Genomic DNA, 26,634 nt, shown 5'->3' with positions numbered 1-26,634 from the left:
TATCCCGCGCGCCCCTCAGTAGCCGGCCGGGCGGGAGATGCCGCCGGGTACGAAGAAACCCCCGCCATGTAGAAGCTAGGCGAGGGTTTCCGTGGCTCCGACGGGCGTCGATCCCGTGACCTCACGATTTTCAGTCGTGCGCTCTACCAACTGAGCTACAGAGCCATTGTGACGAACACCGTGCGGTTGCGACGCACTGTCGAACTGCTCGATGTCGAACCGCTGCGACGAAATGTCGCCGGAGAGGTGGTCTCCTGAAAAAGGCCCTCCCTCTCGGAAGGACCCTTTGCGACCCTGACGGGACTTGAACCCGCGACCTCCGCCGTGACAGGGCGGCACGCTAACCAACTGCGCTACAGGGCCTCGTTGCGAAGACAAGCATACTGCCTTCGAGGCTGTTCAATTTTCACGCCCCGACCCTGACGGATCAGTGCACTTGCCAGTAGTCCCATCCGTGACCCCAACGGGATTCGAACCCGTGCTGCCGCCGTGAAAGGGCGGTGTCCTAGGCCACTAAACGATGGGGCCGAAAGCTGGACGGGACGACCTGTGGCCGACCCACCCATGACTACCGACACGCAAGCATAGGGGACCTGGCCTCGGATGCAAAATCGAACGTTTTGTGGGGCGCGCGCACCCCTTCCGGGGTTGACCCGGGTCTAGGAGATCGGGCGGGGGCGCGATTAGGGTGGGGCGGAATCGCTCTTCACCTGCGCGCCGGCGCCGCACCGCCGTGGGAGGAGGCCCCACCAATCCCCGAGGTCCTATGCCCTACTCCCTGCGCAGCCCGCGTCCCGCCCACCCATCGGGTATCACCCGACTCGGGCGACTCCGCGGTGGGGTGTTGAGCCGACTCCGTAGCGCGGCACTCGCCTCCGCCGCCCTCGCACTCGTCAGCGGACTGTTGGTCGCGACTCCCGCTCAGGCGGCCGATTACCCCACGTGGGCGGACGTCGAGGCGGCCAAGGGCAACACCGCTGCAGCAGCGGCGCAGGTTGACCGGATCACGTCACTGATCGGCGACCTGCAGCGCGAGGTCACGGCGGCCCAGCAGCTCGCCCAGCAGCGGGGCGACGAGCACTTTGCCGCGCAGCAGGCTTTCGACCTCGCGTCCGACCGCTCGAGGGAACTGGACGACAAGGCGAGCGCCAGCGCGCAGAAGGCCGACGCGGCCTCGCAGCAGGCGGGCCTGCTCGCCGCTCAGCTCTATCGGAGCACCGGCACTGACCTTTCGGTCAACATGTTCCTCGACCAGAAGTCCGGTCAGGCCGACCAGCTGTTGTCGAAGATTGGCAACATGACCAAGCTCGTGGAGCGCTCCTCCGCGATCTACGAGCAGGCCAGCGCCGCACGCAACACGGCCTCCTCCCTCGCCGATCAGGCACTGGTGGCGCAGACCGAGCGCGAGCGGCTCCGCGTCGCTGCCGAGCAGAAGCTCGCCGAGGCGACCGCGGCGCAGGCGGCGTCGGAGGCGGCGCTCGCCGAGCAGCAGCAGCAGAGCGTCGTTCTCGAGCAGCAGCTCGCCGCTTTGCGCGATACCGAGTCCAAGACCGTCGCTGAGTACGAGGCCGGAGTCGCAGCCCGCGAGGCGGAGCGCCTGCGCAAGCTCGCGGAGGAAGAGGCGTCCCGTCAGGCCGCTGCCGAGGCCGAGCGGCAGGCATCGGCCGCGGCTGCGAGTTCCGGCGGCTACAGTGCTGGCAGCAGCTCCACCGCGGTGAGCGACTCCGGCTGGGTCCGTCCCGCAGCGGGTCGCATCTCCGGAACCTACGGGGCCCGTGACAGCATCTCTACCGGTGGCGGCTCGTCGGGCTCGTTCCACCGCGGCACCGACATCGCGGGCGGGTGCGGCATCCCCATCTTCGCGGCCCATAGCGGCACGGTGACCTACGCGGGTCCGAATGGCACGTACGGAAACTGGGTGCTGATCGATCACGGCAGCGGCATCAGCACGGGCTATGCACACATCATGCCGGGCGGTATCTTCGTCCGCGTCGGCGACAGCGTCCAGGCGGGCGAGCAGATCGCCGCCGTCGGCACCACCGGCGCCTCGACCGGTTGCCATTTGCACTTCGAGACCCGCGTCAACGGTTCGGCCGTGGACGCCCAACCGTTTATGGCCACACGAGGAGTCACCCTTGGTTGACGCACAGACGACTGCCCGCAGCTTCACTCCAGCACCTCGGGAGCGCGCCTGGAAAGGCCGCCTCCCCCTCACGATCTCGGCGGCCTTCGCGGTGAGTGCCGTAACGGCCTCGCTGGGCATTGCCCCCGCTCTCGCGGAGGACGCGAAGTACCCCTCGTGGGACGACGTGCAGAATGCGAAGAAGGACGAGGCGAGCAAGCAGGCCGAGATCGACTCGATCACCGGGCTCATCGCACGCCTCCAGGCCAGCGTCGACGAGAAGTCGATCACGGCGATGAAGAAGGCGGAGGCGTGGCGCCAGGCCAAGGAGGCTCTCGACGCCGCCGCACAGGCCGTCTCCAGCCTCGGGGAGAAGGCGACCGCCGCCTCCGCGCAGGCCCAGACCTCGAAGATGCGTGCGGGTCTGCTTGCCGCACACCTCTCGCGCGCAGCCGGTGGCGACCTCTCCGCGAGCCTCGTGGCCAAGGGCCAGGACGCCGGCGACCTGCTCTACCAGCTCGGTGCGATGTCGCAGCTGTCGGAGCAGTCGCAGAAGGTCTACGCCGACGCTCTCGCTGACAAGCAGAACGCGGAGTCGCTTGGTCAGCAGGCCGACGTGGCCGTGACGGAGCACGAGAGGCTGTCGAAGGAGGCGGACGAGGCGCGCGCCGACGCCGATGCCGCGGCCGAGTCCGCCCGCTCGGCCCTGACCGCGCAGGAGCAGAAGTCTGAGCAGCTGATTGCCCAGCTGGCGATGCTCAAGGACTCGACTGTTGACGTCGAAAAGGCATTCCTCGCTGGCGAGGAGAAGCGCAAGGCAGACGAGGCCGCTGCCGCACAGGCGCAGGCGGAGGCTCGCGCCCAGGCCGAGGCGCAGGCTGACGCGAAGGCGCAGGCCGACGCGCGAGCTCAGGCTGACGCCAAGGCGCAGGCCGAGGCCGCTCGATCCGCAGCGTCGTCGCAGCGCGGAGCATCGTCGTCCAGTTCCTCCCAGGCGGTGCAGTCTGCTCCCTCCCTCCCGCAACCGGCCGCACCGCAGCCCGCAGCCCCTCTCCCACAGCCTGCGGCGCCGCAGCCCGCTCCGCAGCAGCCTGCGCCGGCGCCCGCCGCTGCCCAGCCCGCACCGGTCCAGGCCCCCGCGCCCCTTCCGCAGGCGGTGTCCGCCCCTGTCCTGCAGCCGCAGAGCAGCGCGGTGGAGACCGCCATCTCGTACGCGATGGCTCAACTCGGTGAGGAGTATGTGCTCGGCGGTATGGGTCCGAACCAGTGGGACTGCTCCGGTCTCACCAAGGCGTCGTACGCCTCCGCGGGCCTGTACATCGGGACGCATTCCGCGACGAATCAGTACTCCACCATGGCCGGTGCGGGCAAGCTCGTTCCGTACAGCCAGCGTCAGCGTGGCGACCTCATCTTCTGGGGTGGCGGCGGCGACTACTACCACGTGGCCATTTACCTCGGGAACAATCAGATCCTCGAGGCCGCCGATTACGGCAAGCCTGTGCGGATCTGGAACACCTGGGGCTCCCCGGCCACGATGGTCGGCCGCCCGAGCGCCTGAGGTCTCGCCGCCCCGAGAACGACAGCCCCGAGACGACGGCCCCGAGACGACACGAACCCCCTCCCGTCATGCCACGGGAGGGGGTTCGTGTCGTGTCAGGCGAGGGGTCAGTGCCCCTCTTCGGCCAGCTTCTTGATGCCGTCCTGGACGATCTGCTCGGCCTCTGCCGCGTCGCCCCACTCCTCGACCTTGACCCACTTACCGGGCTCGAGATCCTTGTAGCGCTCGAAGAAGTGCTTGATCTCGTTCTTCGTCTGCTCGGGAACGTCGCCGATGTCCTGGATGTGCTGCCACCGCGGGTCCTTCGCGGGGACCACGATCACCTTGGCATCGGAGCCGGCCTCGTCGGTCATGTTGAGCACGCCGACCGGGCGGACCGAGACGCCCACGCCCGGGAACACGGGGTACTCGAGCAGCACCAGCGCGTCGACGGGGTCGCCGTCGAGGCCGAGGGTGTTCTCGAAGTAGCCATAGTCCGTCGGGTAGACGAAGGAGGTGAAGAGCACGCGGTCGAGGTACACGCGACCGGTCTCGTGGTCGACCTCGTACTTGTTGCGGCTCCCCTTGGGGATCTCGACGACGACGTCGTATGCGGCCATGCTCTCTCCTTGAGTCGGTGGCGCCGCGAGCGGCGCATCGGCGGTGGTGATCCGCCCCGACGCGCTCGTGCGCATGCGCGCTCGCAGGCCGGATCGCTGGCCTAACGTTACTTGATGTGCCCGATCGCCCCCGCCTAACCCCCGCTGTCGCCGACATTCGGCGGGCGGTGCGAGCGAGCCTCGCTGAGCTCGATCCCGGGGCGCTGGTACTGGTCGCGCTGAGCGGTGGCGCCGACTCGCTCGCGCTCGCGGCGGCCGTCGCGTTCGAGGCGCCCCGAGGTGGCCGAAGGGCCGGCGCGGTGGTGGTCGATCATGGGCTGCAGGAGGCGTCGGCCGATGTCGCGCGGCGCGCGGGGGAGCAGGCCCACGCGCTCGGGCTCGCTCCGGTGCTGGTCGAGGTGGTCTCGGTCCCGGCGGTCGGTGAGGGCGGTCCGGAGGCGGCGGCCCGCACTGCGCGGTACCGCGCTTTCGACGATGCGATGGCGGCCTCGGGCGCGGCCGCGATCCTCCTCGGACACACCCTCGACGACCAGGCGGAGACGGTGCTTCTCGGACTCGCCCGCGGAGCGGGAGCCGCTTCGCTGCACGGGATGGCGGCGGTGAGCGGTCGGCTGCGTCGCCCCCTCCTGGGCTTGCGCCGCGAGGCGACGCGGAGCGCCTGCACCGATCAGGGGATCGTGGTCTGGGACGACCCGCAGAACATCGACTTGCGGTACTCCCGGGTGCGGGTGCGCCGCCGCGTGCTACCGGTGCTTGAGGACGAACTCGGGCCGGGCGTGGCGCAGGCGCTGGCGCGCACGGCGGAGCAACTACGCGAGGACGCCGACGCGCTGGACGCGCTTGCGCTCGACTGGGCGCTTGAGCTGGTCGGGCAGGATGACGCGGGGCACGTGACCATCGACGCCCGGGGGCTCGCCGCCGATCCGCCGGCCCTCCGACAGCGCATCATCCGCCTGGTCGTCGCCAACGAGTTCGGAGTCGCGCTCTCGCGCGCACAGACGCTGGCCGTCGCCGCGCTGGTCACCGACTGGCACGGCCAAAAGGGCATCAACCTCCCGGGCATCGTCGCGACCCGCTCCGGCACCACCCTCGTCTTCGCCCCGCTCCCGCCCCCTTCGTGAGATGCCTCTTGAGTACGCGACACGCCGACGGAGGCGTGCACATGTGGCATCTCGCGAGGGCCATCCGGAGCCGGACCAGCCGTAGAGTTGCCGGGTGGAAGCAGCCGACATTGCCGACGACATCACCGAGGTCCTCTACACCGAGGCGCAGATCCATGAGCGGATTCGTGATCTTGCGCGCGCTATTGAACGCGACTACGCGGGCGAGAACCTGCTTATCGTCGGCGTCCTCCGCGGTGCCGTGATGGTGATGGCGGACCTGGCGCGAGAGCTCAAGCTCGACATCGCAATGGACTGGATGGCCGTCTCCTCCTACGGGAGCGGCACCAAGTCCTCCGGCGTCGTCCGCATCCTAAAGGACCTCGACTCCGACATCACGAACCGCAAGGTCCTGATCGTCGAGGACATCATCGATTCCGGACTGACCCTCTCGTGGCTGCAGGGCAATCTGCGCAGCCGAGGAGCGGACTCCGTCGAGATCTGTGCCCTGTTCCGCAAGCCCCTCGCGGCCAAGGTCGAGGTCGAGGTTGCCTACGTCGGCTTTGACATCCCGAACGAGTTCGTGATCGGGTACGGACTCGACTACGCCGAGCGCTACCGGAACCTGCGCGATGTCGCCGTCCTCGCCCCGCACGTCTACGAGTAGCCTCGCGGACACCGCGCAGGAGAGTCTCGAGCGGCTCTTCGCGGTGCCGCTGCTCGGCTACCACATGAGCTACCCGACGTCGCTGCGAGCGGATCTCGAGTTCAACTACTGGTGGCTGGCGCACGCGATTGACGCGGCGGTCGACGCCTTCGAGCGCACGGGCGATGAGGCGCACCTTGAGCGGGCCAGGCAGATCCACCGCGCCATCCGCCTGCGCAACGGCGGACGCCTGGTCAACGGCTACTTCGACGACATGATGTGGCTCGGTGGTGCCCTTGCGCGGCTCGGTGAGGCCTCGGGCGATCCGCGGTGGCTCGACCGTGCCGATCGGCTGTGGCGCTTCGCGGTCGAGAAGGGGTGGAACCTCCGTCACGGGGCGAGCCTCGCGTGGCGCCGCCGTCAGCTGCACTACAAGAACGCTCCGGCGAACGGCCCCTTTGCGATCCTCGGCGCGCGGCTGGAGCGCCTTCGCCCCGCTGGCCGCGAGGAGCTTTCGCGAGCCGCCTTCGACTGGATGCATGTCCGGTTGCGGGACGACGACACCGGCTTCGTGGCCGACGGCATCGGTCGCGAGGGCGGGACGACGCGCGATGAGTGGGCCTTCAGCTACAACCACGGCGTCTACCTGGGGTCCGCCCTGGCGCTGCACCGGCTGCGGCCCGATTCGCGCCTCCTCGAGCACGCATCCCGGACGGCGGAGGATCTGCTCGACCGGCTCGCTCCCGACGGCGTCTTCGTCGAGCAGGGCACGGGCGACGGCGCGCTGTTCGGCGGCATCGCCTACCGGCATCTTGTCGACCTCGCAACGACCCGCGGAGTCGAGCCAGCGGTCGCGGAGCGTGTGCGCGGCTTCGTCACGGGCAGTGTCGCCGCTCTGCAGCGCTCGAGTGAGCGTCGCGGAGTGCTGCTGGCCGGCCCGCGCTGGGACGCCCCACCCTCAGGGCCCGCCAGTCTTTCGGCCCAAATCGGCGCCGTTCTGGCGATCGAGGCCGCCGCGGCGCTGGAGCGGGCGTCGTTCGTCGCAGACTGACCGGGTGAAGGCACTCGAAAAGCGAACCCTGGCCGTCGTGATCAATCCGAGCAAGTTCGACAACGTCGTTGCGGCGGAGGACCTGGTCGCGACGATCGCCCGCCGGCACGGCTGGAACGAGCCGCTCTGGTTCACGACCAGTCCCGACGACTCCGGTGCGGCCGCGGCCCGAGCCGCCGTGGAGGCCGAGCCCGACCTGATCTGCTCGATGGGTGGCGATGGCACGGTGCGCGCAGTGGCGACGGCCCTCCGCGGCACCGGGATTCCGTACGGACTGCTGCCGAGCGGGACGGGGAACCTCCTCGCCCGCAACCTTGGGATCCCGCTCGGATCGCTCCCCGAGGCCGTCGAGATCGCCCTGCTCGGGCAAAATCGGGCGATCGATGTGGGCATCGCGACGTTCGACGACGGCGAGGAGCGGGTGTTCATGGTGATGGGCGGCGTGGGCCTCGACGCGGAGATCATGCAGAACACGGACGAGGAGTTGAAGAAGCGGGTGGGCTGGGGCGCCTACTTCGCGGCCGGGGCGCCGGCGATGTTCAAGGCCGGCTTCGAGGCGACGCTGACGATTGACGGGGCGGCGGAGCCTCCACAGCGCTGCTTCATGCTGTTGGCCTGCAACTGCAGCTCTGTCGTCGCCAACATCGAACTCGCGGCCGGCGCGGTGCTCGATGACGGCGATCTGGAACTGGTGCTGTTGCGCCGTCGCTTCGGCTTGGCACTCGATGTGGCGACCGGCAACCGCAACGGGCTCGCGTCGCTGCGGCAGTGGCCGGGCCGCGAGTTCGCGTTCGACCTGGACCAGCCTGTTCTCGCGGAGCTGGACGGCGATCTGCTCGGCCGCACCAGGTCGGGGCGCTTCGGAGTGGACCCGGGTGCGTTGCTGGTGCGCCTGCCTGTGCCGATTCCGCGCAGCCCTGGGCTCACTCCGCACGACTCTGTGATCGTCGCCACCTCCGAGATCGCGACGTTGATTCCCCGGCCTCCCGCCTCCTGAGCGCTTGCGCGCTCTTCTTTACGGCTGTAAGTTACTTGACGGACGTAAAGAAGGCGCTTCCGGGCGCCGGAGAAGAGGACCCTCGTGACCGACCCGCGGCTCATCCGCTCGCGCGAACTGCTGCTGTCTGCGATCACGACGGCGCTGGACCGACCAGGCGACGAGCAGCCGTCGATCACCGAACTCTGCGCGGAGGCGGGCGTGAGCCGGCCCACGTTCTACCAGCACTTCGGCGACGTCCCCTCGCTGATCGAGGCCGCTGCCGTCGAGCGGATGCACGCGCTGTTTGCGGCTGTCGCGCCCGTTGCACCGCAGGCTGACTGGGAGGGCGCGGTCCCGCGCGTGGTCCGCGGGTTGCTCGAGGGCCTGCTCGGGCACGCCGACTTCTTCCGCCGGGTGCTCAGCGGAGGCACGGCCCGCGCGGTGCAGGAGTCGGTCGTCGCGTTCCTCGCGCAGCGGCTCCTCACCTTCTCGCCCCTCGCGGAACGCACTCCGGGCGAAGGCGACCACGCCCGTGTCGAGCGCTTCGCCGTCTTCCTCGCTGCCGGAACGACCTGGCTCGTCGTCGGCTGGCTCCTCGACGGCGAGGCCCGCCGCCCGGCCGCCGAAGCCTCTGCCGATATCGCCGAACTCCTCGTCACTGGAGTCGCGTCGCAGCGGCTCGCCGCCCTGCACTCCACGAAGTAGAAGGACCATGACCACCACACCGCTCGGCCGTACCCTGCGCGCCGTGAACCCGCGCCTCGCCGTCGTCTTTGCCGCGATCGCGCTCATCCCGCTGATTTATGCGGGTTTGCTGACCTCGGCGAACCTCGATCCGACCCACCACCTCGACACCGTGCCCGCCGCGATCGTGAACGAGGATGCCGGCGCGACCGCCTCCGACGGCTCGGCCCTCGCCCTCGGCCACGACCTGGCCGAGGAGCTGACCAGCAGCACCTCGGAATCGAACTTCGCCTGGACCGCCGTCGGTGCCGACGAGGCAGCGCGCGAGCTGGCCTCGGGCGACGTGTATGCCGTGCTGACCGTTCCCGCGGGGTTCTCCGCGGACGTTGCTTCAGTGGGCGGCGACGATCCGTCCGCCGCCGTGCAGGCGATGCTCTCGGTCGAGACGAACGACGGCGCCAACCTGATCGTCGGCAACATCGCGTCGACGATCGGCAGTACCGTCACGCAGACGCTCGAGAAGAAAGTGGGAGAGACGTACCTGCAGAACGTCTACCTCGGTTTCACCGATGTGCACTCGAGCCTGGAGCAGGCGGCCGACGGGGCGGGGCAACTCGCGGATGGCGCCGACCGCGCTTCGGCGGGGTCCTCGAAGCTCGTCGTCGGCCTCGCGCAGCTCCAAGACGGCACGGCGCAGCTCGCGACCGGTGCCGCCGCGCTCCGCTCCGGCGCCTCGTCGGCTTCCGACGGAGCCGCGACCCTGTCCTCGGGGCTCCAGCGAATCGCCGATGGGACGGGCCAGCTGCCCCAGCAGGTGGGAGCCCTCGACTCCGGCGCACGCACGGTCGCATCTGGTGCGCAGCAGCTCGACAGCGGCGCGGGCGGCCTCGCCTCGGGAGCCGCGGACCTCGCGTCGGGGACATCGGGGTTGAAGGACGGAGCCGTCTCGGCGGCCTCAGGGGCACAGTCCCTCTCGACCGGCGCCGGTTCTGTGGCGGACGGCGCACGGGCGGCACTCGGTGCGGCGCAGCAGCTCGCGGCCGGCGCGGGAACCCTCGCCGCGGGCACCCCGGCCCTCGCGACCGGTGCGGCGGGAGTCGATTCCGGTCTCGCCTCGCTCCTTGCCCGCTACGACTCCCTTACGGACGCCCAGCGCGTCGCTGCACTGACAGCGCTCAAGCAGGGCGCCGCCGCCGTCGCCGGTGGAGCGTCCACGGCCGATGCGGGGGCGCGGGCTCTCGGCGGCGGGACGACGGCCCTCGTCGGCGACGGCAGGTCCGGTCTGACGGCCCTCACCGCCGACGCCTCCTCGGTCTCCGGCGGGGCTGCCGACCTCGCGACCGGCGCGTCCGCGGTCGCGACCGGCGCCGCCTCCGCCGACGCCGGAGCGCAGAAGCTTTCGGCCGGCGCGCAGACGCTGGCCGGCGGCGCGGCGTCGCTCGACGGCGGCGCAACGCAGCTTGCGGGCGGAGTGGACACCCTCGCGGGCGCGATCGGCCCGCTCAGCACCGGCATCGCCGATGCGGCCTCCGGTGCCGCGACTCTCTCCTCCGGGACGGCCGACGTCGCAACCGGCGCCGCCGCACTCGCCGACGGTGCCAGCTCCGCCGCCTCGGGAACCACCGTCGCCGCCGACGGCTCCCGCGACCTCGAGAGCGGCGTCGACTCCCTCGCCTCCGGATCGCGGACACTCGACACGAAGCTGACCGACGGCGCAGCCGACGTGCCCAGCTACACCGACGAGCAGGCGCGAGCGCTCAGCGCGGTCGCCGCGGCTCCGGTCGGCCTCGATGCGCAACGGCTGAACCGCGTGCCCTCCTACGGCTACGGCCTCGCTCCCTACTTCTTGGCCCTGGCGCTCTGGGTCGGAGCGCTCGCGTTCTACTTGATGAGCGCGCCCCTCAGCGCCCGCCTCCTCGCCGAGCGCCGACCCGCCTGGGTGATTGCGGTGCGCAGCTACCTGCCGGGCGCGCTGATGGCCCTTGCTCAGGGCGTGCTGGCCGCGCTGGTCATCCGCTTCGGGGTGGGGGTCGAGGCCTCGAACCTGCCGGGGCTGATCGGAATCGCGGTCCTGACGAGCCTGACCTTCGTGGCTATCAATCAGGCGCTGATCGCACTGCTGGATGCGCCGGGACGGTTTCTGGCCCTGCTGTTGATCGTGCTGCAGTTGTCCTCTGCCGGAGGGACGTACCCGGTTGAGACCGCGCCGGCCTTTTTCCAGGTGATCCACGGGGTGCTGCCACTGACGTGGACGGTGGAGGCGTTCCGCTCACTGATCGCGGGCGGGAGCATCGGGGTGGCGCACGCGGTGCTGGTGCTGCTGCTGTGGCTGGCCGGGGCGTTCGTGGTCACCGTGCTGGCAGCGGCGCGCCGACGTCGGGGGCTGACCCCCGCGCTCCGCGACCCGGAGCCGCTGCTCGAGTCGGCGTAACGCGCGTCGCCGTGAGTGTCCAAAAGTTGTCGCTCTCAGCGTCGAATGCGACAACTTTTGGACACTGGCGAAGTCGGCGCAGGTGTCAGGACGCGCGCGTTCGGCCCACGGCGAACGCGTGGGCGCCGTCCAGAGAGCGGGAGGTAGCCTGTCATTCACATTTCCTCGTCAGAAAGGCGCCGGGTGTCGCACCCGCAACAAGCATGAACGTCAAGCGCATCTTCCGAGGTCCCATCCTCTACGTCGTCCTGGCGATCGTCGCGGTGTGGATCGGCTCCTCGCTGATCACGATGTCCGGCTTTCGCCCGGTTACGACGCAGGAGGGCCTCGACCTCCTGAAGGACGGCAAGGTCGACTCCGCCAAGATCGTCGACGGCGAGCAGCGCGTCGACCTCACGCTTAAGCAGGCCGACGGGGACAACGGGACGCAGGTGCAGTTCTACTACGTCGCCCCGCGCGGATCCGAGGTCGTCAACGCGGTGTCTGCGGCGGAACTCGGCAGCACCGGCTACAACGACGAGGTCCCGCAGACCAACTGGTTCCTCTCGGCGCTCGGATTCCTGCTCCCCATCCTCCTGATCGGCGCGTTCTTCTGGCTGATGCTCTCGGGCATGCAGGGCGGCGGCAACCGCGTCATGCAGTTCGGCAAGTCAAAGGCGAAGCTGGTCTCGAAGGAGTCGCCGAAGGTCACGTTCGGCGACGTCGCCGGCGCCGACGAGGCGATCGAGGAGTTGCACGAGATCAAGGAATTCCTCAAGGAGCCGGCCAAGTTCCAGGCGGTTGGCGCCCGCATCCCCAAGGGCGTCCTGCTCTACGGCCCTCCCGGCACCGGCAAGACCCTGCTGGCCCGCGCCGTTGCGGGGGAGGCGGGCGTCCCCTTCTACTCCATCTCCGGCTCCGACTTCGTGGAGATGTTCGTCGGAGTCGGCGCGAGCCGCGTCCGCGACCTCTTCCAGCAGGCGAAGGAGAACTCGCCCGCCATTATCTTCGTCGACGAGATCGACGCCGTGGGTCGCCACCGCGGCGCAGGCATGGGCGGCGGGCACGACGAGCGCGAGCAGACCCTCAACCAGCTCCTGGTCGAGATGGACGGCTTCGACGTCAAGACGAACGTCATCCTGATCGCGGCGACGAACCGCCCGGACATTCTCGACCCGGCGCTGCTGCGCCCCGGCCGCTTCGACCGCCAGATCGGCGTCGACGCTCCCGACCTGCTCGGCCGCAAGCGGATCCTCGAGGTCCACGGCCGCGGCAAGCCGCTCGCGAGCGGGGTCGACCTCGAGGTCGTTGCGCGCAAGACTCCGGGCTTCACCGGCGCCGACCTGGCCAACGTCCTCAACGAGGCCGCACTGTTGACGGCCCGCTCCAATGCGCAGTTGATCGACAATCGTGCGCTTGACGAGGCCATCGACCGTGTCATCGCCGGGCCGCAGCGCCGCACGCGGGTCATGCGTGACAAGGAGAAGCTGATCACCGCCTACCACGAGGGCGGCCACGCCCTGGCTGCCGCGGCGATGCGCCACACCGACCCGGTGACCAAGGTCACGATCCTCCCGCGCGGTCGCGCCCTCGGCTACACGATGGTGCTCCCGCTCGAGGACAAGTACTCGACCACCCGCAACGAGCTGCTCGACCAGCTCGCCTACGCGATGGGCGGGCGTGTTGCCGAGGAGATCGTCTTCCACGACCCGACCACGGGAGCGTCGAACGACATCGAGAAGGCGACTTCCATCGCCCGCAAGATGGTCACCGAGTACGGCATGTCCTCCAACGTTGGAGCGGTGAAGCTCGGCCAGTCCTCGGGCGAGATGTTCCTCGGCCGCGATATGGGCCACCAGCGGGACTACTCCGAGCAGATCGCCGAGACGGTCGACGCCGAGACCCGCCAGTTGATCGAGCAGGCGCACGACGAGGCGTGGCAGGTCATCAACGCCAACCGCGACATCCTCGACCGTCTCGCAATGGAGCTTCTCGAGAAGGAGACGCTCGACCACGACCAGTTGGCCGAGATCTTCAAGGACGTGCGCCGCATCGATGAGCGCCCGCAGTGGCTCTCCAGCGACAAGCGCCCGCTGTCCGACCTGCCGCCCATCGCGGTGCCGGTCGCCAAGGCGCCGATCGACTCCGGCGCGACCGACGGAGGCGTCTCCTCCGCAGGAGCCGACGCAGTCGCCCCGAAGCGCCCGCCGCTGATCAACCCGCGCCCCGCGACGGCGTAGCGAGCGCGTGCCCGTCGACAAGGCGCGCATCGAGGCGGCCGTCGCCGAAATCCTCGTGGCCATTGGGGAAGATCCCGGCCGCGAGGGCCTGGTAGCGACGCCCCGCCGAGTTGCCGAGGCGTACGAGGAGTTCTTTAGCGACTTCTCCGCGAACGCCGCTGCCCAGCTGACCGAGACGTTCGCGGTCGTCGAGGACGGCCAGAAGCCGCCGGTGGAGCACACTGTGATCGTGCGCGATCTCGTTTTTCGCTCCGTCTGCGAGCACCATCTGCTGCCGTTCATCGGCGTGGTGCACATCGCCTACCGACCGCACGAGCGGGTCGTCGGGCTCGGACGGCTGCCGCGCGTGGTCGACACGGTCGCCTCGCGACCGCAGATCCAGGAGCGGCTCACCGAGCAGATCGCCGATGCGCTTGATGAGGGGCTCGCCCCCGAGGGGGTGCTGGTCGTCGTGGACGCGGAGCATGGCTGCGTCCGGATGCGCGGACCCCGGCAATCCACCAGCTCGACCGTGACGGTCGCCGCTCGCGGCAGCCTCGCAGAGACGGCCGCCCGCGCCGAGATCATCGCGCTGATCGGCGCCGCACGGGGGCAGTGAGATGGCCCCCTCCGTCGTGGACCTCGCCCCGGCAGACCGCAGCGCGCTCGTCGGGATCCTCAACGTCACTCCGGACTCGTTCAGCGACGGCGGCCGATGGGTCTCGGTCGATGACGCCGTCCGCCACGGCCTCGCGATGACTCGCGCGTCCGGCGAGGGGCCTGCCTCCTTCGGCGCCGATCTGATCGACATCGGAGGCGAGAGCACCCGCCCCGGTGCCGTCCGTGTCGACCCCGCCGCCGAGCAGGCGCGAGTGCTGCCCGTCGTGCGCGCGCTCGCGGCGGAGGGCGTCCGGGTCAGCATCGACACGATGAGCGCGGAGACCGCCGGCGCCGCCCTCGACGCGGGTGCCGTCGTCGTCAACGACGTCTCGGGCGGGCGTGCGGACCCGGCCATGCTGCCGCTGGTCGCCGAGCGCGAAGCGGTCTATATCGCGATGCACTGGCGCGGCCACAGCGCGGGCATGAACGCGCTCGCCGAGTACGACGACGTCGTGGCAGAGGTGCGCGACGAGCTCGAGCGCCGCGTCGACGCGGCCCGGGCGGCCGGGATCCGCGACGATCGCCTCCTGCTCGATCCGGGCCTCGGCTTCGCCAAGAACGGTGGGCACGACTGGGCGCTGCTGGCCCGGCTCGGCGCGATCCGCTCGCTCGGGTTCCCGGTTCTCGTCGGGCACTCGCGCAAACGCTTTCTCGCCCCCTTCGCCCCCGCCGGCGTCCCGGCCGCCGAGCGCGACGACATCTCGGCGATGCTGAGCCTCGTCGCGGCCGAGCGGGGAGCATGGGGTGTGCGGGTGCATGACGTCCGCTCGAGCGCCAGGGCACTCGCGCTCGCCGCCCGACTCCAGGAGGAGACCCCGTGACCGCGCTCGATCCCGCCACCCTCGCCCTGCGCGACTCCATCACGCTGACTGGCTTGCGCGTGCGCGCGCACCACGGTGTTTTCGACTTCGAGCGCGAGAACGGGCAGGACTTCGTGATCGACGTGACGGTCTGGCTCGACATGTCCGCCGCAACTGAGGGGGACGCCCTGGCCGAGACGGTGCACTACGGCGAACTCGCGATTGCGCTGGCCGACGCCGTCACCCGCGATCCAGTCGACCTGATCGAGACACTGGCTGAACGCCTCGCCAGCGTGGCACTGGGCTTCCCGGCGGCCGACGTCGTCCGCATTACCGTGCACAAACCGGATGCGCCGATCCCGCTGCCGTTTGAGGACGTCGCCGTGCAGATCACGAGGACCCGCTCGTGAGGCCCCGACAGGAGCGGATCCGTCCGGTGCGGCACGTGGTTCTGGCGCTGGGCAGCAATCTCGGCGATCGCCTCGCGCATCTCGAGGAGGCGCTGCGCTTGCTCGCGACGACACCGGGGTTGCGGATCGAGGCAGTGTCGAAGGTGGTCGAGTCGCCGGCGTGGAAACCCGAGGGCGTCGATGAGTCTGCCCCCGGATACCTCAACGCCGTGATCACTGGGTCGACGACGCTGGAGCCCGAGGACCTGCTCGCGGCAACGGCGGCGATCGAGGTGGCCTGCGGGCGGATCCGCGGCGCGGGCGAGGAGCGCTGGGGCGACCGCACGCTCGACATCGACGTGATTGCCATCGGAGGTGTGCGCCGCGACGACGCGCATCTCACCCTGCCGCACCCGCGCGCGGCCGAGCGCGCCTTCGTGCTGGAACCCTGGCTCGACGTCGAGCCGGATGCGGTGTTGCCGGGAGCCGGGCCGGTGGCCGAGTTGCGCGCGCGGGCAGTGGACCGCGTGGCCGACCACGTCGCGGCGCTGACCTGGCCGGCGCCGACGCATCCGTCCGCCGACCCCGAGAGCAGGACCCCGTGAGGCGCACCCGCATCAGCACTCTGCTCGGCCTCGCCCTGGCCGGAGCCGTGGCCGGCTTCCTCTTCGACCTCGCCATCGCCGCCGCGGGACGTCCTGTGCTCATCCCCCCGCTGACCGTCCCGCTCACCCTCGTCGTCGTGGCGGCCCTCGTGCTCGGCTTCGCGATTCCGATCCACCGGGCTACGACAGGCACGCTGCACCATCCGATCGACCCGTTCCGTGCGATGCGCGTCGTGGTGCTCGCGAAGGCGTCCAGCCACGTCGGCGCGCTGCTGCTCGGAGCGTCGGGCGGCATCCTCGTCTACCTCCTGAGCCGGGCGATCCCTTCGCTAGGCTCCGTGTGGCAGGACATCGCGTCCATCGTGGGCGCGGTTGTGCTGCTGGTGGCCGGTGTGATCGCCGAGTACCTGTGCACCATCCCGCCGAGTAACGACGACGACAGCGCCGTCGGCGAGGTGAACCACGCCTGACGCCGACGCCCGCTCGCACGTGGGCAGGGAGGACGACGCCATGCCCGCCGAGCCCGAGGACGCGGTGCTGCCGACGCGCCGCGACGCGGTCACGCGCGGGAGAGACCGCCTCGAGGTCGCGGGGGAGTGGCGGCGTGTCTCGCCGAAGTACGTCGCGGTCGAGGTCGTGTCGGCCGTGGTGTCCAGTGTGATGCTGCTTGCTGTGCCCGTCGTGCTGCTGCTGATCGGCGTCTCGTGGGCGTGGATCCTGGTGCTCGCCGCCGCGGTCCTCGCGGTGACCCTCCTGATCGTGGCGCCTCGCCGGGCGCGCGCCTACGGGTACCTCCTGCGGCAAGACGATCTGCTCTTTCGTCGCGGCATCATGTTCCAGCGTTTCGTGTCGGTGCCCTACGGGCGGATGCAGCTCATCGACGTCACTCGCGGGCCGCTCGCCCGGGCGCTCGGCCTCGCCGACCTCCGCTTTGTCACCGCCGCCGCGGCGACCGGCGTCAGCATTCCGGGCCTCGCCGAGAGTGATGCGGAGGAGCTCCGCGACCGCCTCGTCGAGCTCGCTGAGTCGCGCCGGGCGGGCTTGTGACGGAGTTCCGCGCTGTCGAGACGGACCTCGCCGACGGCGACTGGCACCGCCTCCATCCCGCAACGCCCGTCCTCAAGGGCGGGATCGGCCTGCTGGTCGTCCTCGGGATCATCGTCACCAACCTCCGCGAGCGCCTGGTCGAGCTGTTCCTGCCCGGCCCCGAGGGCTTCGAGAGCGGCGACCCGGTCGACGAGCTGCTGCGTCGCGGCTTGGTCGGCTGGGCGCTGTTGGCGGTCGCGGTCGGACTCGCCGTGGCCGTCTTCGCGTTCTGGCTGTCGTGGCGGATGCATACGTTCCGCATCACGGACGAGGTCGTCGAGGTGCGCTCGGGCGTGCTCTTCCGCACCAACCGGAGGGCGCGATTGGATCGCATCCAGGGCATCGCCGTGCAGCGACCGTTGTTCGCGCGGCTCTTCGGCGCGGCGAAGCTCGAGGTGAGCGTTGCTGGCCAGGACGCGACGGTGCAGCTCTCGTATCTCGGCTCGCGGCTGGTCGATGCTGTGCGCCGCGACATCCTGCGCCTGGCGTCGGGGGTGGGTGAGCGGGAGTCGGCGGTCGCGGGCGAGGGCCGGGCCGGCGGATTCCTCGCGCGCCGGCTCGAGGAGTTCGGCGAACCGGTGGACGACGCGCCACCCGAGTCGGTCGTGTCGATCCCGCCGGGCCGCCTGCTCGGGTCGCTGGTGTTCAGCGGATTCACGCTGTTCCTCGCCGCCGCGGTGGTGGCCGTCGTCTTCGTGGCCGTCTACGGCTCGCCGATCGTGCTCGTCGCGATCCTTCCCGGCCTGATCGGCTCGGGCAGCTATTACATCCGGCAGTTCGTGCGCTCGCTCCGCTACTCCATCGCCGCGACGCCCGACGGCGTGCGCGTCGGCTACGGCGTGCTCTCGACCAGCAGCGACACACTGCCGCCCGGGCGGATCCACGCGGTCGAGATTACGCAGCCGCTGCTCTGGCGGCCCTTCGGCTGGTGGCGTGTCCGGATCGACCGCGCCGGCCACGCGGCGTCTCGCGGGGCGAACGGCGAGCCGAACACCACGATCCTGCCCGTCGGCGATCTCACGACGGTCGAGCGCGTGCTCGGCCTGTTGCTGCCAGGCACACAAGAGTCGACTCCGGTTGGCGACGCGCTGCGGCACCGCGACGCCGCAGGATTCACGCGGGCGCCCCGCTCGGCGGTGTGGCTTCGGCCGTTCTCGTTCCACAGGACGGGTTACCGGCTGACGGATGAGGTCGCGATCCTGCGCAGCGGTGCGGTGTGGCGGCGGGTCGCGGTGGTGCCGTTGGCGCGCATACAGAGCATCGGCGTGCAGCAGGGGCCGCTTCAGCGCCTGCTCGGGCTGGCCTCGGCACACGTGCACACGGTCGCCGGCCCCGTCACTCCGACCGTGCCGGTGATGAGCGCTGCCGACGGGATGGTCCTCTTCGAGCGGCTCGCGAGTGCGGGCGTCCGGGCGGCGGCGCGGGATGCGAGCCACCTGTGGGGCCGGCGGGCGGAGTCGAGCCTGCCGACGGTGACGACCGCGACCGCCGCAATGACCGCACCCGCGGCGACGTCCTGGCCCGCTCCGAAGGGGGACCCGTATGCCTGAGATCCGCCGCGATGGACGCCTTGGCGTCGGCATCATCGGTGCCGGCCGGGTGGGCCCGGTGCTTGGTGCGGCGCTGGCTGGTGCCGGCCACGCCGTGATCGGGGTCGCGACCACCAGCGAGAGCGGGCGGGAGCGCGCCGACGCGCTCCTTCCGGGAGTGCCGGTCCTTCCGATCCCGGACCTGGTGGAGCGCAGCGAGTTGGTGATCATCGCCGTCCCCGGGAGTGAGATTGCGGCGCTCGTCTCGGGCCTCGCGGCGATCGGGGCGTGGCAGCCGGGACAGCTCGTGCTGCACACGGCACCCGAGCACGGCTACGGCGTGCTGGCGCCTGCGCTCGCGTCCGGAGTCATTCCGCTCGCCGTCCATCCCGCGATGGCGTTCAGTGGTACGAGCCTGGACCTCGCCCGGCTCGCCGAGACCTACTGTGCGGTGTCGGCGCCCGGCCCGGTACTACCGATCGCGCAGGCGCTCGTCGTGGAGATGGGCGGCGAGCCGGTGACCGTAGCGGAGGGGGACCGTGCGGCCTACGCCGAGGCCGTGTCGACGGCGACCACCTTTTCGACGGCCATCGTCGACCAGGCGGCCGGATTGCTGGCGAGCATCGGTGTCGAGAAGCCGGGCTTCTTCCTCTCGAGCCTGGTCCGCTCCTCCGTCGACGACGCCCTGCGCCGCGCCTCCGGCTGACGCCGCGGCCGCTGGTGCGCCCGACGCGCCGGAGACATCGTCGTGTCGCCGAGACGGCGCGGCGGGCGGGACGCCTCGGCGGTCAGCGCGGCGTCTCGTGGCCTCGCGCGGCGCCGCGGGCCGCAACGAGGACGGTGAGGCAGCACAGGATGACAGCGGTGGCGCTCGTCGCCAGCACGGCGTACCCGGCAGCGGCGGCCACGAGTCCGGCGGTGATGCTCGCTGCTCCGCCGCCCACGTTGAGCAGGAGGTCGGTCATGCTCTGGGCGGCCGCGCGGTCCGCGGGGGCGAGGTCGAGCGTGACCAGCGTCGAGCCGGCGACCGTCCCAAGCGACCACGCCGCGCCCAGCAGGACGAGGCCGATCCCGAACAGCAGGGGCCCGTTCGAGGCGCCGATGGCGAGGATTCCCGCGGCAGAGGCCGTAAGAGCGAGGCCGGCCGCACCGCAGCGCAGGGCGCCCCAGCGCCGCACGAGCAGCCCGAAGAGGGGACTCAATCCGTACATCGCGGCGAGATGCCCGCTGAGCACGATGCCGACGACCACCGTGGTCTCATCCGCCCCGTGCTCGCCGCCGCCGTGCTGACCCGCGTGGTGCAGGTGCACCGGAGCCAGCGCCATGAGCGCGATCATGACGGCGTGCGAGGCCACCGAGATCGCGACTCCCGCGAGGGCCCGAGGGTGCTCACGGAGCACAGTGATCGCGTTCGCGCGCACGATGACAGGTCGGACCAGCGCCGCTGTGGTCGTCGGCAGGCCGATGCGAATGCACGCTGCGGCGGCTCCGTAAAGCACAGCAGGGAGGAGGAAGGACGTCGCGCCGGCGGTGAGCGCGGCGAGGTTCGGACCGACGAGCGAGCCAACCGTCGATGCCCACAGGACCATTGCGATCATGGCGGCCGTTGTGTCGGGGGCAGGAGCGGAGTCGGCTGCGGCGAACCGCGCGGCCAGCCCGGCGACGGCTCCGCCGCCGATCAGGACGGTGCCGAGCACGAGCAGCCACCACAGCCCCAGCCCGATCGCCGCGGCGCCGACCAGCGCGCCGGTTGCCGCGATGCTGTACGCGAGGGAGAGAGCCGCGCGGCGACCGAAGCGTTCGGAGAGACGTGCGATCGGTAGTGTCAGCACGCTCGCTCCGACAACCATCGCCGTCTGGGTCGCTCCGGCCACCTGTTCGGTTCCCGCCAGCGCCACCGCCGTGACGCTCGCCGTCGCCAGCACCAGTCCCGCCGCTGTGGACGCCAGCACCTGCGCCGCGACAAGCGTGCGCAGTGCGGTGCCGTGCGCGGGCGGCTTCCCGATGCGAGTAGGGCTCATCGCATGGCACGGTACCAGTATGGCTCCCAGCCCGGATCGCCTGGCGCCTTCACGTTCCTGTCAGCCCGAGACACCGCCGTATCGCTCGAGACGCCACGGCGGGCGGGCCGTCTCGGCGGTCTGCCTGGTGCCTCACGCCGCGGTGCGCCCGCACTGCTCACTCGAGGAGGAGGACGTTCGGCAGGGCGGGGTCGATCTCGCGACAGAGAGCGTAGAGGGCACCGGCGGTCCCGAGCAGGAGACCGCGGACGGTGGTGATTCCGCTCGGAAGACCGCTGCGGGCACCGGAGCGGCCGATCGAGCCTGGTCCGCTCCTCCATCGACGACGCCCTGCGCCGGGCGTCCGGCTGACACTCCGGGCCTCGAACGCGATCGTTGACGGGCAGGTCATTGGAGCAGCAGCACCCATTGGCCCAGCGCGACAATCCCTGCGACGCCGGCTACGCCCGCCCAGCAGAAGGCGAACAGAGACCATTCGCTGTACTCCGAGTGCTGGCGGCGGTCGTGAATCGCGGCGACGACTGCGGCGCCGGTGAAGCCGAGCGTGAGACAGCTCGCGCCGACCGCGACGACCGCCCTCACGGCAGAATCTCGATCGTACCGGGATCGGTGAGCAGCGGCTCCGCGGTCCGCTCGATGTGCTCGAAGGTGCCGGGGCGGTTGGCGACCGTGATGAGAAAGCGGCCGCGGCTGGGACGCTGGAACTTGTACCCGGGTACTGGGTCCCCGGGTGGGTCTTGCCAGGCGGCAAGCATCGCCTGCTCCGCGATCGACAGAGGCACCGCCGACGTGAGCAGAGGCATTTGTGCGCCGGGTAAGTCGCCGCAACTCACCATGCTAGAGCGTTCCGCGAAGCCCTTCGCCTTCATCTGATCCTCTACGGAGGCGAGTGCGAGGAGGCCGCTCATGGTGCGGCTGATGATCGCGAAGCCCACGCCGCGGGCGCGGTTGGAGTGGGCGAGCCTGCCCGATACGAGGAGAATTGCGGGATGCCCGCCTCCGCGGAGGCGAGAGCATCTTCGTGACGGAACATGGTCTGTGCCAGCCTTCGGGTTGATCGCTGAGGTGAGGATCGTGGGTAGCCTGGGAGCGAATCCCGAGTCGTCTGCCATGCGGATGTCGTCAGCGACAGGCGCGTATGGCCGTGCCGCACTTGGTCGTGAGTGTGCACACCCGGCCGCTGCTGCTCTGGTACGGGCTCACGACGGTAGCCTCCTTCTCGAGAATCTCGGGTATCATTTCCTTCTTTCCTTTGTCATCTATTTCGATCTCCCACTCCGCGTCGCGAAGGGAGCAATGTTGCGCACCAAGCGACGACGGAGCGCAGCGGGGTGCACGGGATGACCGGAGTTCGAGAACCAGATGATGTCGAGATAATCATTGGGATTTGAGGAAGCAGAGACGGCGGCGACGTCCGGTCTTTGCAGAGATGCCATGGTGAGAATTTCCGGTAGTCGCGGCATCCCGATTCCGGGTGTGCCGCGACTGTAAGACGTCGCGGTGGTGGGACGGAACTATCCGATGGTGGGAGCTTTGGTGACGGAGTGATCCGGTCGGTGTGTCCGCCTCCCCCGATCGGTGGAGACGGAACGCGAGCGACCCCTGTCATCGGGCGCCACTTCGCGTCCGTCCCCTGGTGCCCGGCCTATCGTCGGGTGGTGCGGGACACGAAAAGTGAATGGTGGACACGCGACGTCATCGTCGCTGCTGTCGCGGTCCAGGTGTGCGCCGTGACGGGTGTGCTGGGTCATCCTGAGTGGCGGTGGTCGGTGCTCATGGCCGTGCTGCTGATTGTGCGACGGACCCGTCCGGTGGCCTTCGCCGTGGTGGCCGCAGCGGTGTCGGTGGCCCACCTCATCGTCGATGGCGGGCTGCTCCTGCCGGGTGGCGTGGTCCTGCTCGTTGCGGTCTTCTCCGTCGCTGCGCACGCCTCGGAGCAGGCACGCAGCATCGGTCTGCTTCTGGGGATTGGCTACGCCGTCTCTCTGGGTGGCTGGGCTCTCTTCGGGTCCTCGTCGGGATTCGGGGCGGCCGGTCTGGTCGTCGGGCTGGTCTTGATCAGCATCGTGACGGCCTGGGCGCTCGGGCTTCTCGAGCGGCGCAGGGCCGAGGCGCTGCGCGACGCCCGCCGTCGGCGCGAGCTTTCCGAGCGCGATGTCGCGATCCGGGGCCGGCTGGCCGCCTACGAGGAGCGCGAGCGCATCAGCGGTGAGATGCACGATGTGCTCGCGCACACGCTCACGAGCATTGTGGTGCAGGCCGAAAGCGGCCGGGCAAGAGCGTCGGATGCACAGGCCGCGGACGCGTTCGAGACGATCTCCGTAACGAGCCGTTCCGCACTCCAGGAGATTCGCGGGCTGCTCTCAGCCGAGATCGTGTCAGCGGCGCTGCCGACACCCGGGATCGATGACCTCGGAGAGCTGGTCGAGGGCTTCGCGAGATCGGGGATGACCGTCGCTCTCCAGGTCACCGGCGTGCCGCAGCCGCTGACTCCGGAGATGTCGCTGTCGGTCTACCGGGTGGTCCAGGAGTCGCTGACCAATGCTCTGCGGCACGGCAGCGGTGACCAGGCGCGGGTGAGGGTGGCCTGGGAGGAGAAGACGCTCACAGTCGTCACGACGAATCCGATCGCCTCGACTCCGTCCGTACCTCTTCGTGAGCAGCGGGGAATCGCCGGAATACGTCGTCGCTGTGCGCTCTACGGCGGCAGCGTTTGCTACTCGCACAGCGACGTCTTCATGCTCACGGCGTGCTGGCCGCTGCGGACAAGCGCTCACGGAGCGGGAGCTTCCGCGTGACGGCGGCGAGGGGCCGGATCTCTGTGATCGTGGTGGACGATCACGCTCTGGTCCGCGACGGCTTGATCCGCATCGTCAACGCCCAGCCCGACATGGAGACGGTGAGCTATGCGGTCGACGGGGCGACCGCCATCGAACGTGTGCGCGACCTGCGACCGGACCTGGTGGTGATGGACGTCCGGATGCCCGTGCTGGACGGGATCGAAGCGACGCGGGTCATCACGTCCGAGCGGATCAGCCCCAGAACCCGAATCCTCGGACTCACGACTCACGACAGCGACGTCTACGCCATCCGCATGCTTCAAGCCGGAGCCGTCGGCTTCATCCTCAAGGACAGCACCGCCGAGCAGCTCGTCGATGCGCTTCGGGCCGCGCACAGCGGGACCTTCACGACCTCGGCGAGCACCGCGGTGCGGCTGGTGAATCGAATGGCCGCGGGGGAGGCAGAAGGAGGGCCGCCGGACGATTCGGCGCTCGCCGCGCTGACCAAGCGCGAGCGGGTGGTCTTCGAGCGGGTCGTGTCGGGCAAGTCGAATCCTGAGATCGCGCGGGATCTCTGCGTCGCCGAAGTCACGGTCAAGACGCACGTCGGACACATCCTGGCCAAGCTGCATGTGCGCGACCGCGTTCAACTCGTCATTTGGGCACACCGACGAGGGCTCGGCGCGGCCGAGTTGACCCTCGACAGCGCTACCTCCGGCTGACGCGGATCACCTGCCGCTGCGCCCGTCTCCGACCATCAGAGGAGAAGCGCCGTCGCAAGTCACACCGCAGCATGATTCGCATCGGCTGCCTTGCCGCGACGATGGAAGCCACCTCAGTCTGGGACGCCAATACGCCCGGACAGGGCGGATCAAGGAGGAGTGCATCATGAGCACAGTCATCGCCACGCACGGGCTGACGAAGCGCTTCAAGCGCCACACGGCCGTGGACGGGCTGAACCTCGTCGTGCCGTCGGGTGTGGTCTATGGCTTTCTGGGCCCCAACGGTTCCGGCAAGTCCACGACGATGAAGATGCTGCTCGGACTTACCCAGCCGACGTCCGGCTCGATCGAGCTGTTCGGACAGCCTCTCACGCGCACCGCGCGGGGCGAGCTGCTCGCCTCGATCGGCTCGATGATCGAGGCGCCTCCCGGATACGGGCACCTGACGGGGTGGGAGAACATGCTGATCGTGCGGGACATGCTCGGTCTCACCGACGCGCAGATTGAGCGCGCACTGAGCACGGTGCGACTGACCGAGCACAAGGGCAAGCTCGTGCGCAACTACTCCCTCGGTATGAAGCAACGCCTCGGAATCGCCATGGCTCTCGCTCGCAATCCCGTCCTTCTCGTCCTCGACGAGCCGACCAACGGTCTGGATCCTGCCGGCATCGAGGAGATCCGCACACTCCTGCTCGACCTGGCCGACCAGGGGATCACGGTGATGGTTTCCAGCCACCTTCTCGACGAGATCGACAAGATGGCCTCCGTCCTCGGCATCCTCGCCACAGGGAAGCTGATCTTCCAGGGCAGCCGCGACCAGCTCTTCGCGCATTCCGTGCCCGACCTCGTCCTCGACTCTCCCGCGCCCCAGGAGGTCCTCCGGTTGGTCCCCGACGCGGTGGCGACAGGAGAGCGGATCCGGGTCGGCGGCTACGGGAAGGATGAGACCGCTGCGCTTATCAAGCGCCTCGTCGACGCGGACGTTCCGATCCACGAGGTCCGTCGCGTCCAGCAGAGTCTCGAGGACGTCTTCATGGATCTAACCGGCCGGGGTGGTCTCCTGTGACGCGGCCAGGATTACGACGGCTCATCAACTCCGTGGCACTGGAGTTCCGCAAGATGCGACGGCTGCGGGCGATCCCTCTCCTGATCGGTCTCGTCGCTGCTGTCGCTGCCCTCAGCTCCGCCTCCCTGTTTTCGGGAAGCGCTCGGGCGACGTTCGATGACTCGGATGCGTCGCCCTGGGCGGCACTGCTGCTCAGCTACACCATGATCGTGGCGATGACCTCGCCGATCCTCGCCGCCGTGCTCGCCAGCAGGCAGACCGACATCGAGCACTCGGGGTCCGGCTGGAACCTCGCTGCCGCTGCCGGGCGTCGTCGTCCGAGCCTCTGTCGGGCCAAACTCTGCGCTCTGGCCCTCTTGCTGGCGCCTGCCGTTGCCTGTCAGACGCTCCTGGTGATCGGCATTGGCGTCCTCGTCGGGATCACCGTGCCCCTCGATGCCGTGCCCTGGATCGTGTACACCGGACTCGTCTATCTGCTCGACGTCACGTTCTGCGCGCTGCACATTTGGCTCGCCGCACGGGTGGAGAACCAGCTCGTCAGCGTGGGAGTCGGGATGCTTGGCGCGTTCCTCGCGGCGTTCTCCCTGCTGATTCCCGCTTCCGTCAGCCGGGTTATCCCGTGGGGGTACTACGCCGTCATCTCGCAGGCCGGGCAGTCCGGCGACGTCGTCGTCTACATCCAGGCGCCCTACGGATGGATTGCGGGGTTCCTGATCCTCGCCGCTGCCGCCTTCTCGGTGGGAGTGCACCGTCTCGATCGCATCGGAGGATGATCCATGTTCCGCGCCGAACTCACGAAACTGAGGCGATCCAGCACCTGGATCGTCGCCCTGATCCTGCCGATCCTCGCGGTGGTCACCGGCACGATCAACCTCGCAACCAACGTCGAGGTTCTCGATTCGGGGTGGGGGTCGTTCACCTCTCAGGTTGTGCTCTTCTACGGAATGATCTTCTATTCGATGGGGATTAGCCTCCTGACGGCCACCGTCTGGCGCGTCGAGCACCGCGGCACGAACTGGAACCTTGTGCTGACCTCCACCGTCGGGGCGTCACGGCTCTCGCTGGCGAAGATTGCCGTGGTCCTCTTGCCCACCGCCGTCATGCAGGGTGTCCTCGTCGCAGGTACTGCGGTCTCCGGAACCTTCGTGCTCCATCTGCCGGGGCCCTTTCCGTGGGAATTCGCCGTCGTGGGGCTCGTCGCCGTCGTCGCGGCTCTTCCTCTCATTGCCGTGCAATCGCTCCTGTCGATGCTGCTGCGATCCTTCGCGGTGCCTGTCGCCCTCTGCCTTGTCGGCTGCGTCGTTGGGGTCGCCGCAGTCACGTCCACGGCGCTCCATCCCCTCGGCTACGTCCTGCCGCAGGCCATCACCACGCGGGCGTTGAACCTCGGTTCCACCGCGATTGTCGGCTCCGGGTCACTCACTGTCGACGATGCGCTGCCGATCGTCCTGACCGCACTTGCCCTCGCGGCGGCGCTTACCTGGCTTACTGTCGTCGCGCTCCGCATCGTCAAGCTCCGCTGAGAGGCGGCGGCACTCGCCGAGACATCCCGGCCCCGCCGAGACGCCGCGCCGGTCGGGTCGTCCCGGCGATCAGCGCGGTATCTCG

Annotated in this window: 27 protein-coding genes and 3 tRNA genes; 22 read left to right on the top strand and 8 right to left on the bottom strand. The window is 69.7% G+C overall.

All coding sequences use genetic code 11. The features are described 5' to 3' along the window. Positions 1 to 92: 92 nt before the first annotated feature. The 3 genes from HRF29_RS08210 to HRF29_RS08200 all read right to left on the bottom strand — a co-directional run bounded on the left by HRF29_RS08210 (position 93) and on the right by HRF29_RS08200 (position 528). Positions 93 to 165: transfer RNA gene (locus tag HRF29_RS08210), tRNA-Phe, on the bottom strand. Between the two features lie 124 nt (positions 166 to 289). Then, positions 290 to 363, bottom strand: a tRNA-Asp gene (locus HRF29_RS08205). Positions 364 to 455: 92 nt separating this feature from the next. Continuing rightward, a tRNA-Glu gene (locus HRF29_RS08200) sits at positions 456 to 528 on the bottom strand. Between the two features lie 238 nt (positions 529 to 766). Here HRF29_RS08200 and HRF29_RS08195 point away from each other — a divergent pair. Both HRF29_RS08195 and HRF29_RS08190 read left to right on the top strand, forming a co-directional pair. Beyond that, positions 767 to 2,143 carry a peptidoglycan DD-metalloendopeptidase family protein gene (locus HRF29_RS08195; protein ID WP_246226822.1) on the top strand — a complete coding sequence of 459 codons (1,377 nt, stop codon included), beginning with the start codon at positions 767 to 769 and terminating at the stop codon, positions 2,141 to 2,143. Beyond that, positions 2,136 to 3,680: a C40 family peptidase gene (locus HRF29_RS08190; protein ID WP_173247343.1), complete on the top strand. Its 1,545-nt coding sequence runs from the start codon at positions 2,136 to 2,138 to the stop codon at positions 3,678 to 3,680. Before HRF29_RS08195 ends, HRF29_RS08190 begins: the two co-directional genes overlap by 8 nt. Before the next feature lie 107 nt (positions 3,681 to 3,787). Here HRF29_RS08190 and ppa read toward each other — a convergent pair whose 3' ends face one another. Continuing rightward, positions 3,788 to 4,279, bottom strand: a complete 492-nt coding sequence (gene ppa, locus HRF29_RS08185; RefSeq protein WP_173247340.1) for an inorganic diphosphatase — start codon at positions 4,277 to 4,279, stop codon at positions 3,788 to 3,790. A 116-nt stretch (positions 4,280 to 4,395) separates the two neighbouring features. Between ppa and tilS the strand changes: the two genes are divergently transcribed. The 15 genes from tilS (at position 4,396) to HRF29_RS08110 (ending at position 19,143) form a co-directional block, all read left to right on the top strand. Further along, positions 4,396 to 5,400 carry a tRNA lysidine(34) synthetase TilS gene (tilS, locus tag HRF29_RS08180; RefSeq protein ID WP_173247336.1) on the top strand — a complete coding sequence of 335 codons (1,005 nt, stop codon included), beginning with the start codon at positions 4,396 to 4,398 and terminating at the stop codon, positions 5,398 to 5,400. 94 nt (positions 5,401 to 5,494) lie between these two features. After that, positions 5,495 to 6,046 carry a hypoxanthine phosphoribosyltransferase gene (hpt, locus tag HRF29_RS08175; protein ID WP_173247333.1) on the top strand — a complete coding sequence of 184 codons (552 nt, stop codon included), beginning with the start codon at positions 5,495 to 5,497 and terminating at the stop codon, positions 6,044 to 6,046. Continuing rightward, positions 6,012 to 7,076 (top strand): glycoside hydrolase family 76 protein, encoded by a 1,065-nt coding sequence (locus HRF29_RS08170; RefSeq protein ID WP_173247329.1) that lies wholly within the window; start codon positions 6,012 to 6,014, stop codon positions 7,074 to 7,076. Before hpt ends, HRF29_RS08170 begins: the two co-directional genes overlap by 35 nt. 4 nt (positions 7,077 to 7,080) lie before the next feature. Further along, positions 7,081 to 8,073 carry a diacylglycerol kinase family protein gene (locus tag HRF29_RS08165; RefSeq protein WP_173247327.1) on the top strand — a complete coding sequence of 331 codons (993 nt, stop codon included), beginning with the start codon at positions 7,081 to 7,083 and terminating at the stop codon, positions 8,071 to 8,073. Between the two features lie 84 nt (positions 8,074 to 8,157). Next, positions 8,158 to 8,760 (top strand): TetR/AcrR family transcriptional regulator, encoded by a 603-nt coding sequence (locus tag HRF29_RS08160; RefSeq protein WP_173247324.1) that lies wholly within the window; start codon positions 8,158 to 8,160, stop codon positions 8,758 to 8,760. Positions 8,761 to 8,767: 7 nt separating this feature from the next. After that, positions 8,768 to 11,170, top strand: coding sequence for a YhgE/Pip domain-containing protein (locus tag HRF29_RS08155; RefSeq protein WP_173247321.1), 2,403 nt, complete (start codon positions 8,768 to 8,770; stop codon positions 11,168 to 11,170). Between the two features lie 203 nt (positions 11,171 to 11,373). Next, complete coding sequence (gene ftsH / locus HRF29_RS08150; RefSeq protein ID WP_173247318.1) at positions 11,374 to 13,389, top strand: ATP-dependent zinc metalloprotease FtsH; 2,016 nt, start codon at positions 11,374 to 11,376, stop codon at positions 13,387 to 13,389. Between the two features lie 7 nt (positions 13,390 to 13,396). Next, entirely contained in the window at positions 13,397 to 13,987 is a 591-nt protein-coding gene (gene folE / locus HRF29_RS08145; protein WP_173247316.1) for a GTP cyclohydrolase I FolE, read from the top strand. Position 13,988: 1 nt separating this feature from the next. Next, positions 13,989 to 14,849: a dihydropteroate synthase gene (gene folP / locus HRF29_RS08140; protein WP_173247314.1), complete on the top strand. Its 861-nt coding sequence runs from the start codon at positions 13,989 to 13,991 to the stop codon at positions 14,847 to 14,849. Beyond that, a complete protein-coding gene (gene folB, locus HRF29_RS08135; protein ID WP_173247311.1) occupies positions 14,846 to 15,238 on the top strand; it encodes a dihydroneopterin aldolase in 393 nt (130 codons plus the stop codon). Before folP ends, folB begins: the two co-directional genes overlap by 4 nt. Further along, positions 15,235 to 15,822, top strand: a complete 588-nt coding sequence (gene folK / locus HRF29_RS08130; RefSeq protein ID WP_173247309.1) for a 2-amino-4-hydroxy-6-hydroxymethyldihydropteridine diphosphokinase — start codon at positions 15,235 to 15,237, stop codon at positions 15,820 to 15,822. The genes folB and folK overlap by 4 nt, the downstream gene beginning before the upstream one ends. Continuing rightward, complete coding sequence (locus tag HRF29_RS08125; protein WP_173247306.1) at positions 15,819 to 16,292, top strand: DUF3180 family protein; 474 nt, start codon at positions 15,819 to 15,821, stop codon at positions 16,290 to 16,292. Before folK ends, HRF29_RS08125 begins: the two co-directional genes overlap by 4 nt. Positions 16,293 to 16,332: 40 nt before the next feature. Beyond that, positions 16,333 to 16,869, top strand: a complete 537-nt coding sequence (locus tag HRF29_RS08120) for a PH domain-containing protein (protein ID WP_173247303.1) — start codon at positions 16,333 to 16,335, stop codon at positions 16,867 to 16,869. Continuing rightward, positions 16,866 to 18,458 (top strand): PH domain-containing protein, encoded by a 1,593-nt coding sequence (locus HRF29_RS08115; protein ID WP_173247300.1) that lies wholly within the window; start codon positions 16,866 to 16,868, stop codon positions 18,456 to 18,458. Before HRF29_RS08120 ends, HRF29_RS08115 begins: the two co-directional genes overlap by 4 nt. Next, a complete protein-coding gene (locus HRF29_RS08110; RefSeq protein ID WP_173247297.1) occupies positions 18,451 to 19,143 on the top strand; it encodes a Rossmann-like and DUF2520 domain-containing protein in 693 nt (230 codons plus the stop codon). The genes HRF29_RS08115 and HRF29_RS08110 overlap by 8 nt, the downstream gene beginning before the upstream one ends. A gap of 82 nt (positions 19,144 to 19,225) precedes the next feature. On the opposite strand, the gene HRF29_RS08105 is transcribed toward HRF29_RS08110, so the two are convergent. From HRF29_RS08105 to HRF29_RS08090, 4 genes are all read right to left on the bottom strand, one after another. Further along, entirely contained in the window at positions 19,226 to 20,458 is a 1,233-nt protein-coding gene (locus HRF29_RS08105) for an MFS transporter (RefSeq protein WP_173247294.1), read from the bottom strand. Between the two features lie 157 nt (positions 20,459 to 20,615). After that, a complete protein-coding gene (locus HRF29_RS08100; RefSeq protein ID WP_173247292.1) occupies positions 20,616 to 20,849 on the bottom strand; it encodes a hypothetical protein in 234 nt (77 codons plus the stop codon). After that, entirely contained in the window at positions 20,846 to 21,040 is a 195-nt protein-coding gene (locus tag HRF29_RS08095) for a hypothetical protein (protein WP_173247289.1), read from the bottom strand. Before HRF29_RS08095 ends, HRF29_RS08100 begins: the two co-directional genes overlap by 4 nt. Beyond that, positions 21,037 to 21,261, bottom strand: coding sequence for a hypothetical protein (locus HRF29_RS08090; RefSeq protein WP_173247285.1), 225 nt, complete (start codon positions 21,259 to 21,261; stop codon positions 21,037 to 21,039). The genes HRF29_RS08095 and HRF29_RS08090 overlap by 4 nt, the downstream gene beginning before the upstream one ends. An 855-nt stretch (positions 21,262 to 22,116) precedes the next feature. Here HRF29_RS08090 and HRF29_RS15155 point away from each other — a divergent pair. The 5 genes from HRF29_RS15155 to HRF29_RS08065 all read left to right on the top strand — a co-directional run bounded on the left by HRF29_RS15155 (position 22,117) and on the right by HRF29_RS08065 (position 26,549). Continuing rightward, a complete protein-coding gene (locus tag HRF29_RS15155) occupies positions 22,117 to 23,256 on the top strand; it encodes a DUF7134 domain-containing protein (protein WP_173247282.1) in 1,140 nt (379 codons plus the stop codon). Next, positions 23,208 to 23,960: a response regulator gene (locus HRF29_RS08080; RefSeq protein WP_343043693.1), complete on the top strand. Its 753-nt coding sequence runs from the start codon at positions 23,208 to 23,210 to the stop codon at positions 23,958 to 23,960. Before HRF29_RS15155 ends, HRF29_RS08080 begins: the two co-directional genes overlap by 49 nt. A 166-nt stretch (positions 23,961 to 24,126) precedes the next feature. After that, positions 24,127 to 25,026: an ABC transporter ATP-binding protein gene (locus tag HRF29_RS08075; protein WP_173247278.1), complete on the top strand. Its 900-nt coding sequence runs from the start codon at positions 24,127 to 24,129 to the stop codon at positions 25,024 to 25,026. A 32-nt stretch (positions 25,027 to 25,058) separates the two neighbouring features. After that, positions 25,059 to 25,799, top strand: coding sequence for an ABC transporter permease (locus tag HRF29_RS08070; protein WP_343043692.1), 741 nt, complete (start codon positions 25,059 to 25,061; stop codon positions 25,797 to 25,799). Positions 25,800 to 25,802: 3 nt separating this feature from the next. Next, the gene (locus tag HRF29_RS08065) at positions 25,803 to 26,549 is read left to right on the top strand and encodes an ABC transporter permease (RefSeq protein WP_173247275.1); all 747 of its coding nucleotides are present in this window, start codon (positions 25,803 to 25,805) and stop codon (positions 26,547 to 26,549) included. Positions 26,550 to 26,634 lie beyond the last annotated feature (85 nt).

This window comes from Rathayibacter agropyri, assembly GCF_013249015.1.
Taxonomy (GTDB): Bacteria; Actinomycetota; Actinomycetes; order Actinomycetales; family Microbacteriaceae; genus Rathayibacter; species Rathayibacter agropyri.
The sequence above is the reverse complement of the archived record's forward strand: the minus strand, read 5'-3'. Positions and strand labels throughout refer to the sequence as shown.

Bases quoted from the DNA above. Each gene is read 5' to 3' on its own strand.
- HRF29_RS08100 (WP_173247292.1), bottom strand. From the start codon at position 20,849: ATGACCTGCCCGTCAACGATCGCGTTCGAGGCCCGGAGTGTCAGCCGG.
- HRF29_RS08110 (WP_173247297.1), top strand. From the start codon at position 18,451: ATGCCTGAGATCCGCCGCGATGGACGCCTTGGCGTCGGCATCATCGGT.
- HRF29_RS08065 (WP_173247275.1), top strand. From the start codon at position 25,803: ATGTTCCGCGCCGAACTCACGAAACTGAGGCGATCCAGCACCTGGATC.
- HRF29_RS08075 (WP_173247278.1), top strand. From the start codon at position 24,127: ATGAGCACAGTCATCGCCACGCACGGGCTGACGAAGCGCTTCAAGCGC.
- ftsH (WP_173247318.1), top strand. From the start codon at position 11,374: ATGAACGTCAAGCGCATCTTCCGAGGTCCCATCCTCTACGTCGTCCTG.
- HRF29_RS08120 (WP_173247303.1), top strand. From the start codon at position 16,333: ATGCCCGCCGAGCCCGAGGACGCGGTGCTGCCGACGCGCCGCGACGCG.
- HRF29_RS08155 (WP_173247321.1), top strand. From the start codon at position 8,768: ATGACCACCACACCGCTCGGCCGTACCCTGCGCGCCGTGAACCCGCGC.
- HRF29_RS08090 (WP_173247285.1), bottom strand. From the start codon at position 21,261: ATGCCTCTGCTCACGTCGGCGGTGCCTCTGTCGATCGCGGAGCAGGCG.
- HRF29_RS08195 (WP_246226822.1), top strand. From the start codon at position 767: ATGCCCTACTCCCTGCGCAGCCCGCGTCCCGCCCACCCATCGGGTATC.
- folP (WP_173247314.1), top strand. From the start codon at position 13,989: ATGGCCCCCTCCGTCGTGGACCTCGCCCCGGCAGACCGCAGCGCGCTC.
- HRF29_RS08170 (WP_173247329.1), top strand. From the start codon at position 6,012: ATGTCGCCGTCCTCGCCCCGCACGTCTACGAGTAGCCTCGCGGACACC.
- ppa (WP_173247340.1), bottom strand. From the start codon at position 4,279: ATGGCCGCATACGACGTCGTCGTCGAGATCCCCAAGGGGAGCCGCAAC.
- HRF29_RS08105 (WP_173247294.1), bottom strand. From the start codon at position 20,458: ATGAGCCCTACTCGCATCGGGAAGCCGCCCGCGCACGGCACCGCACTG.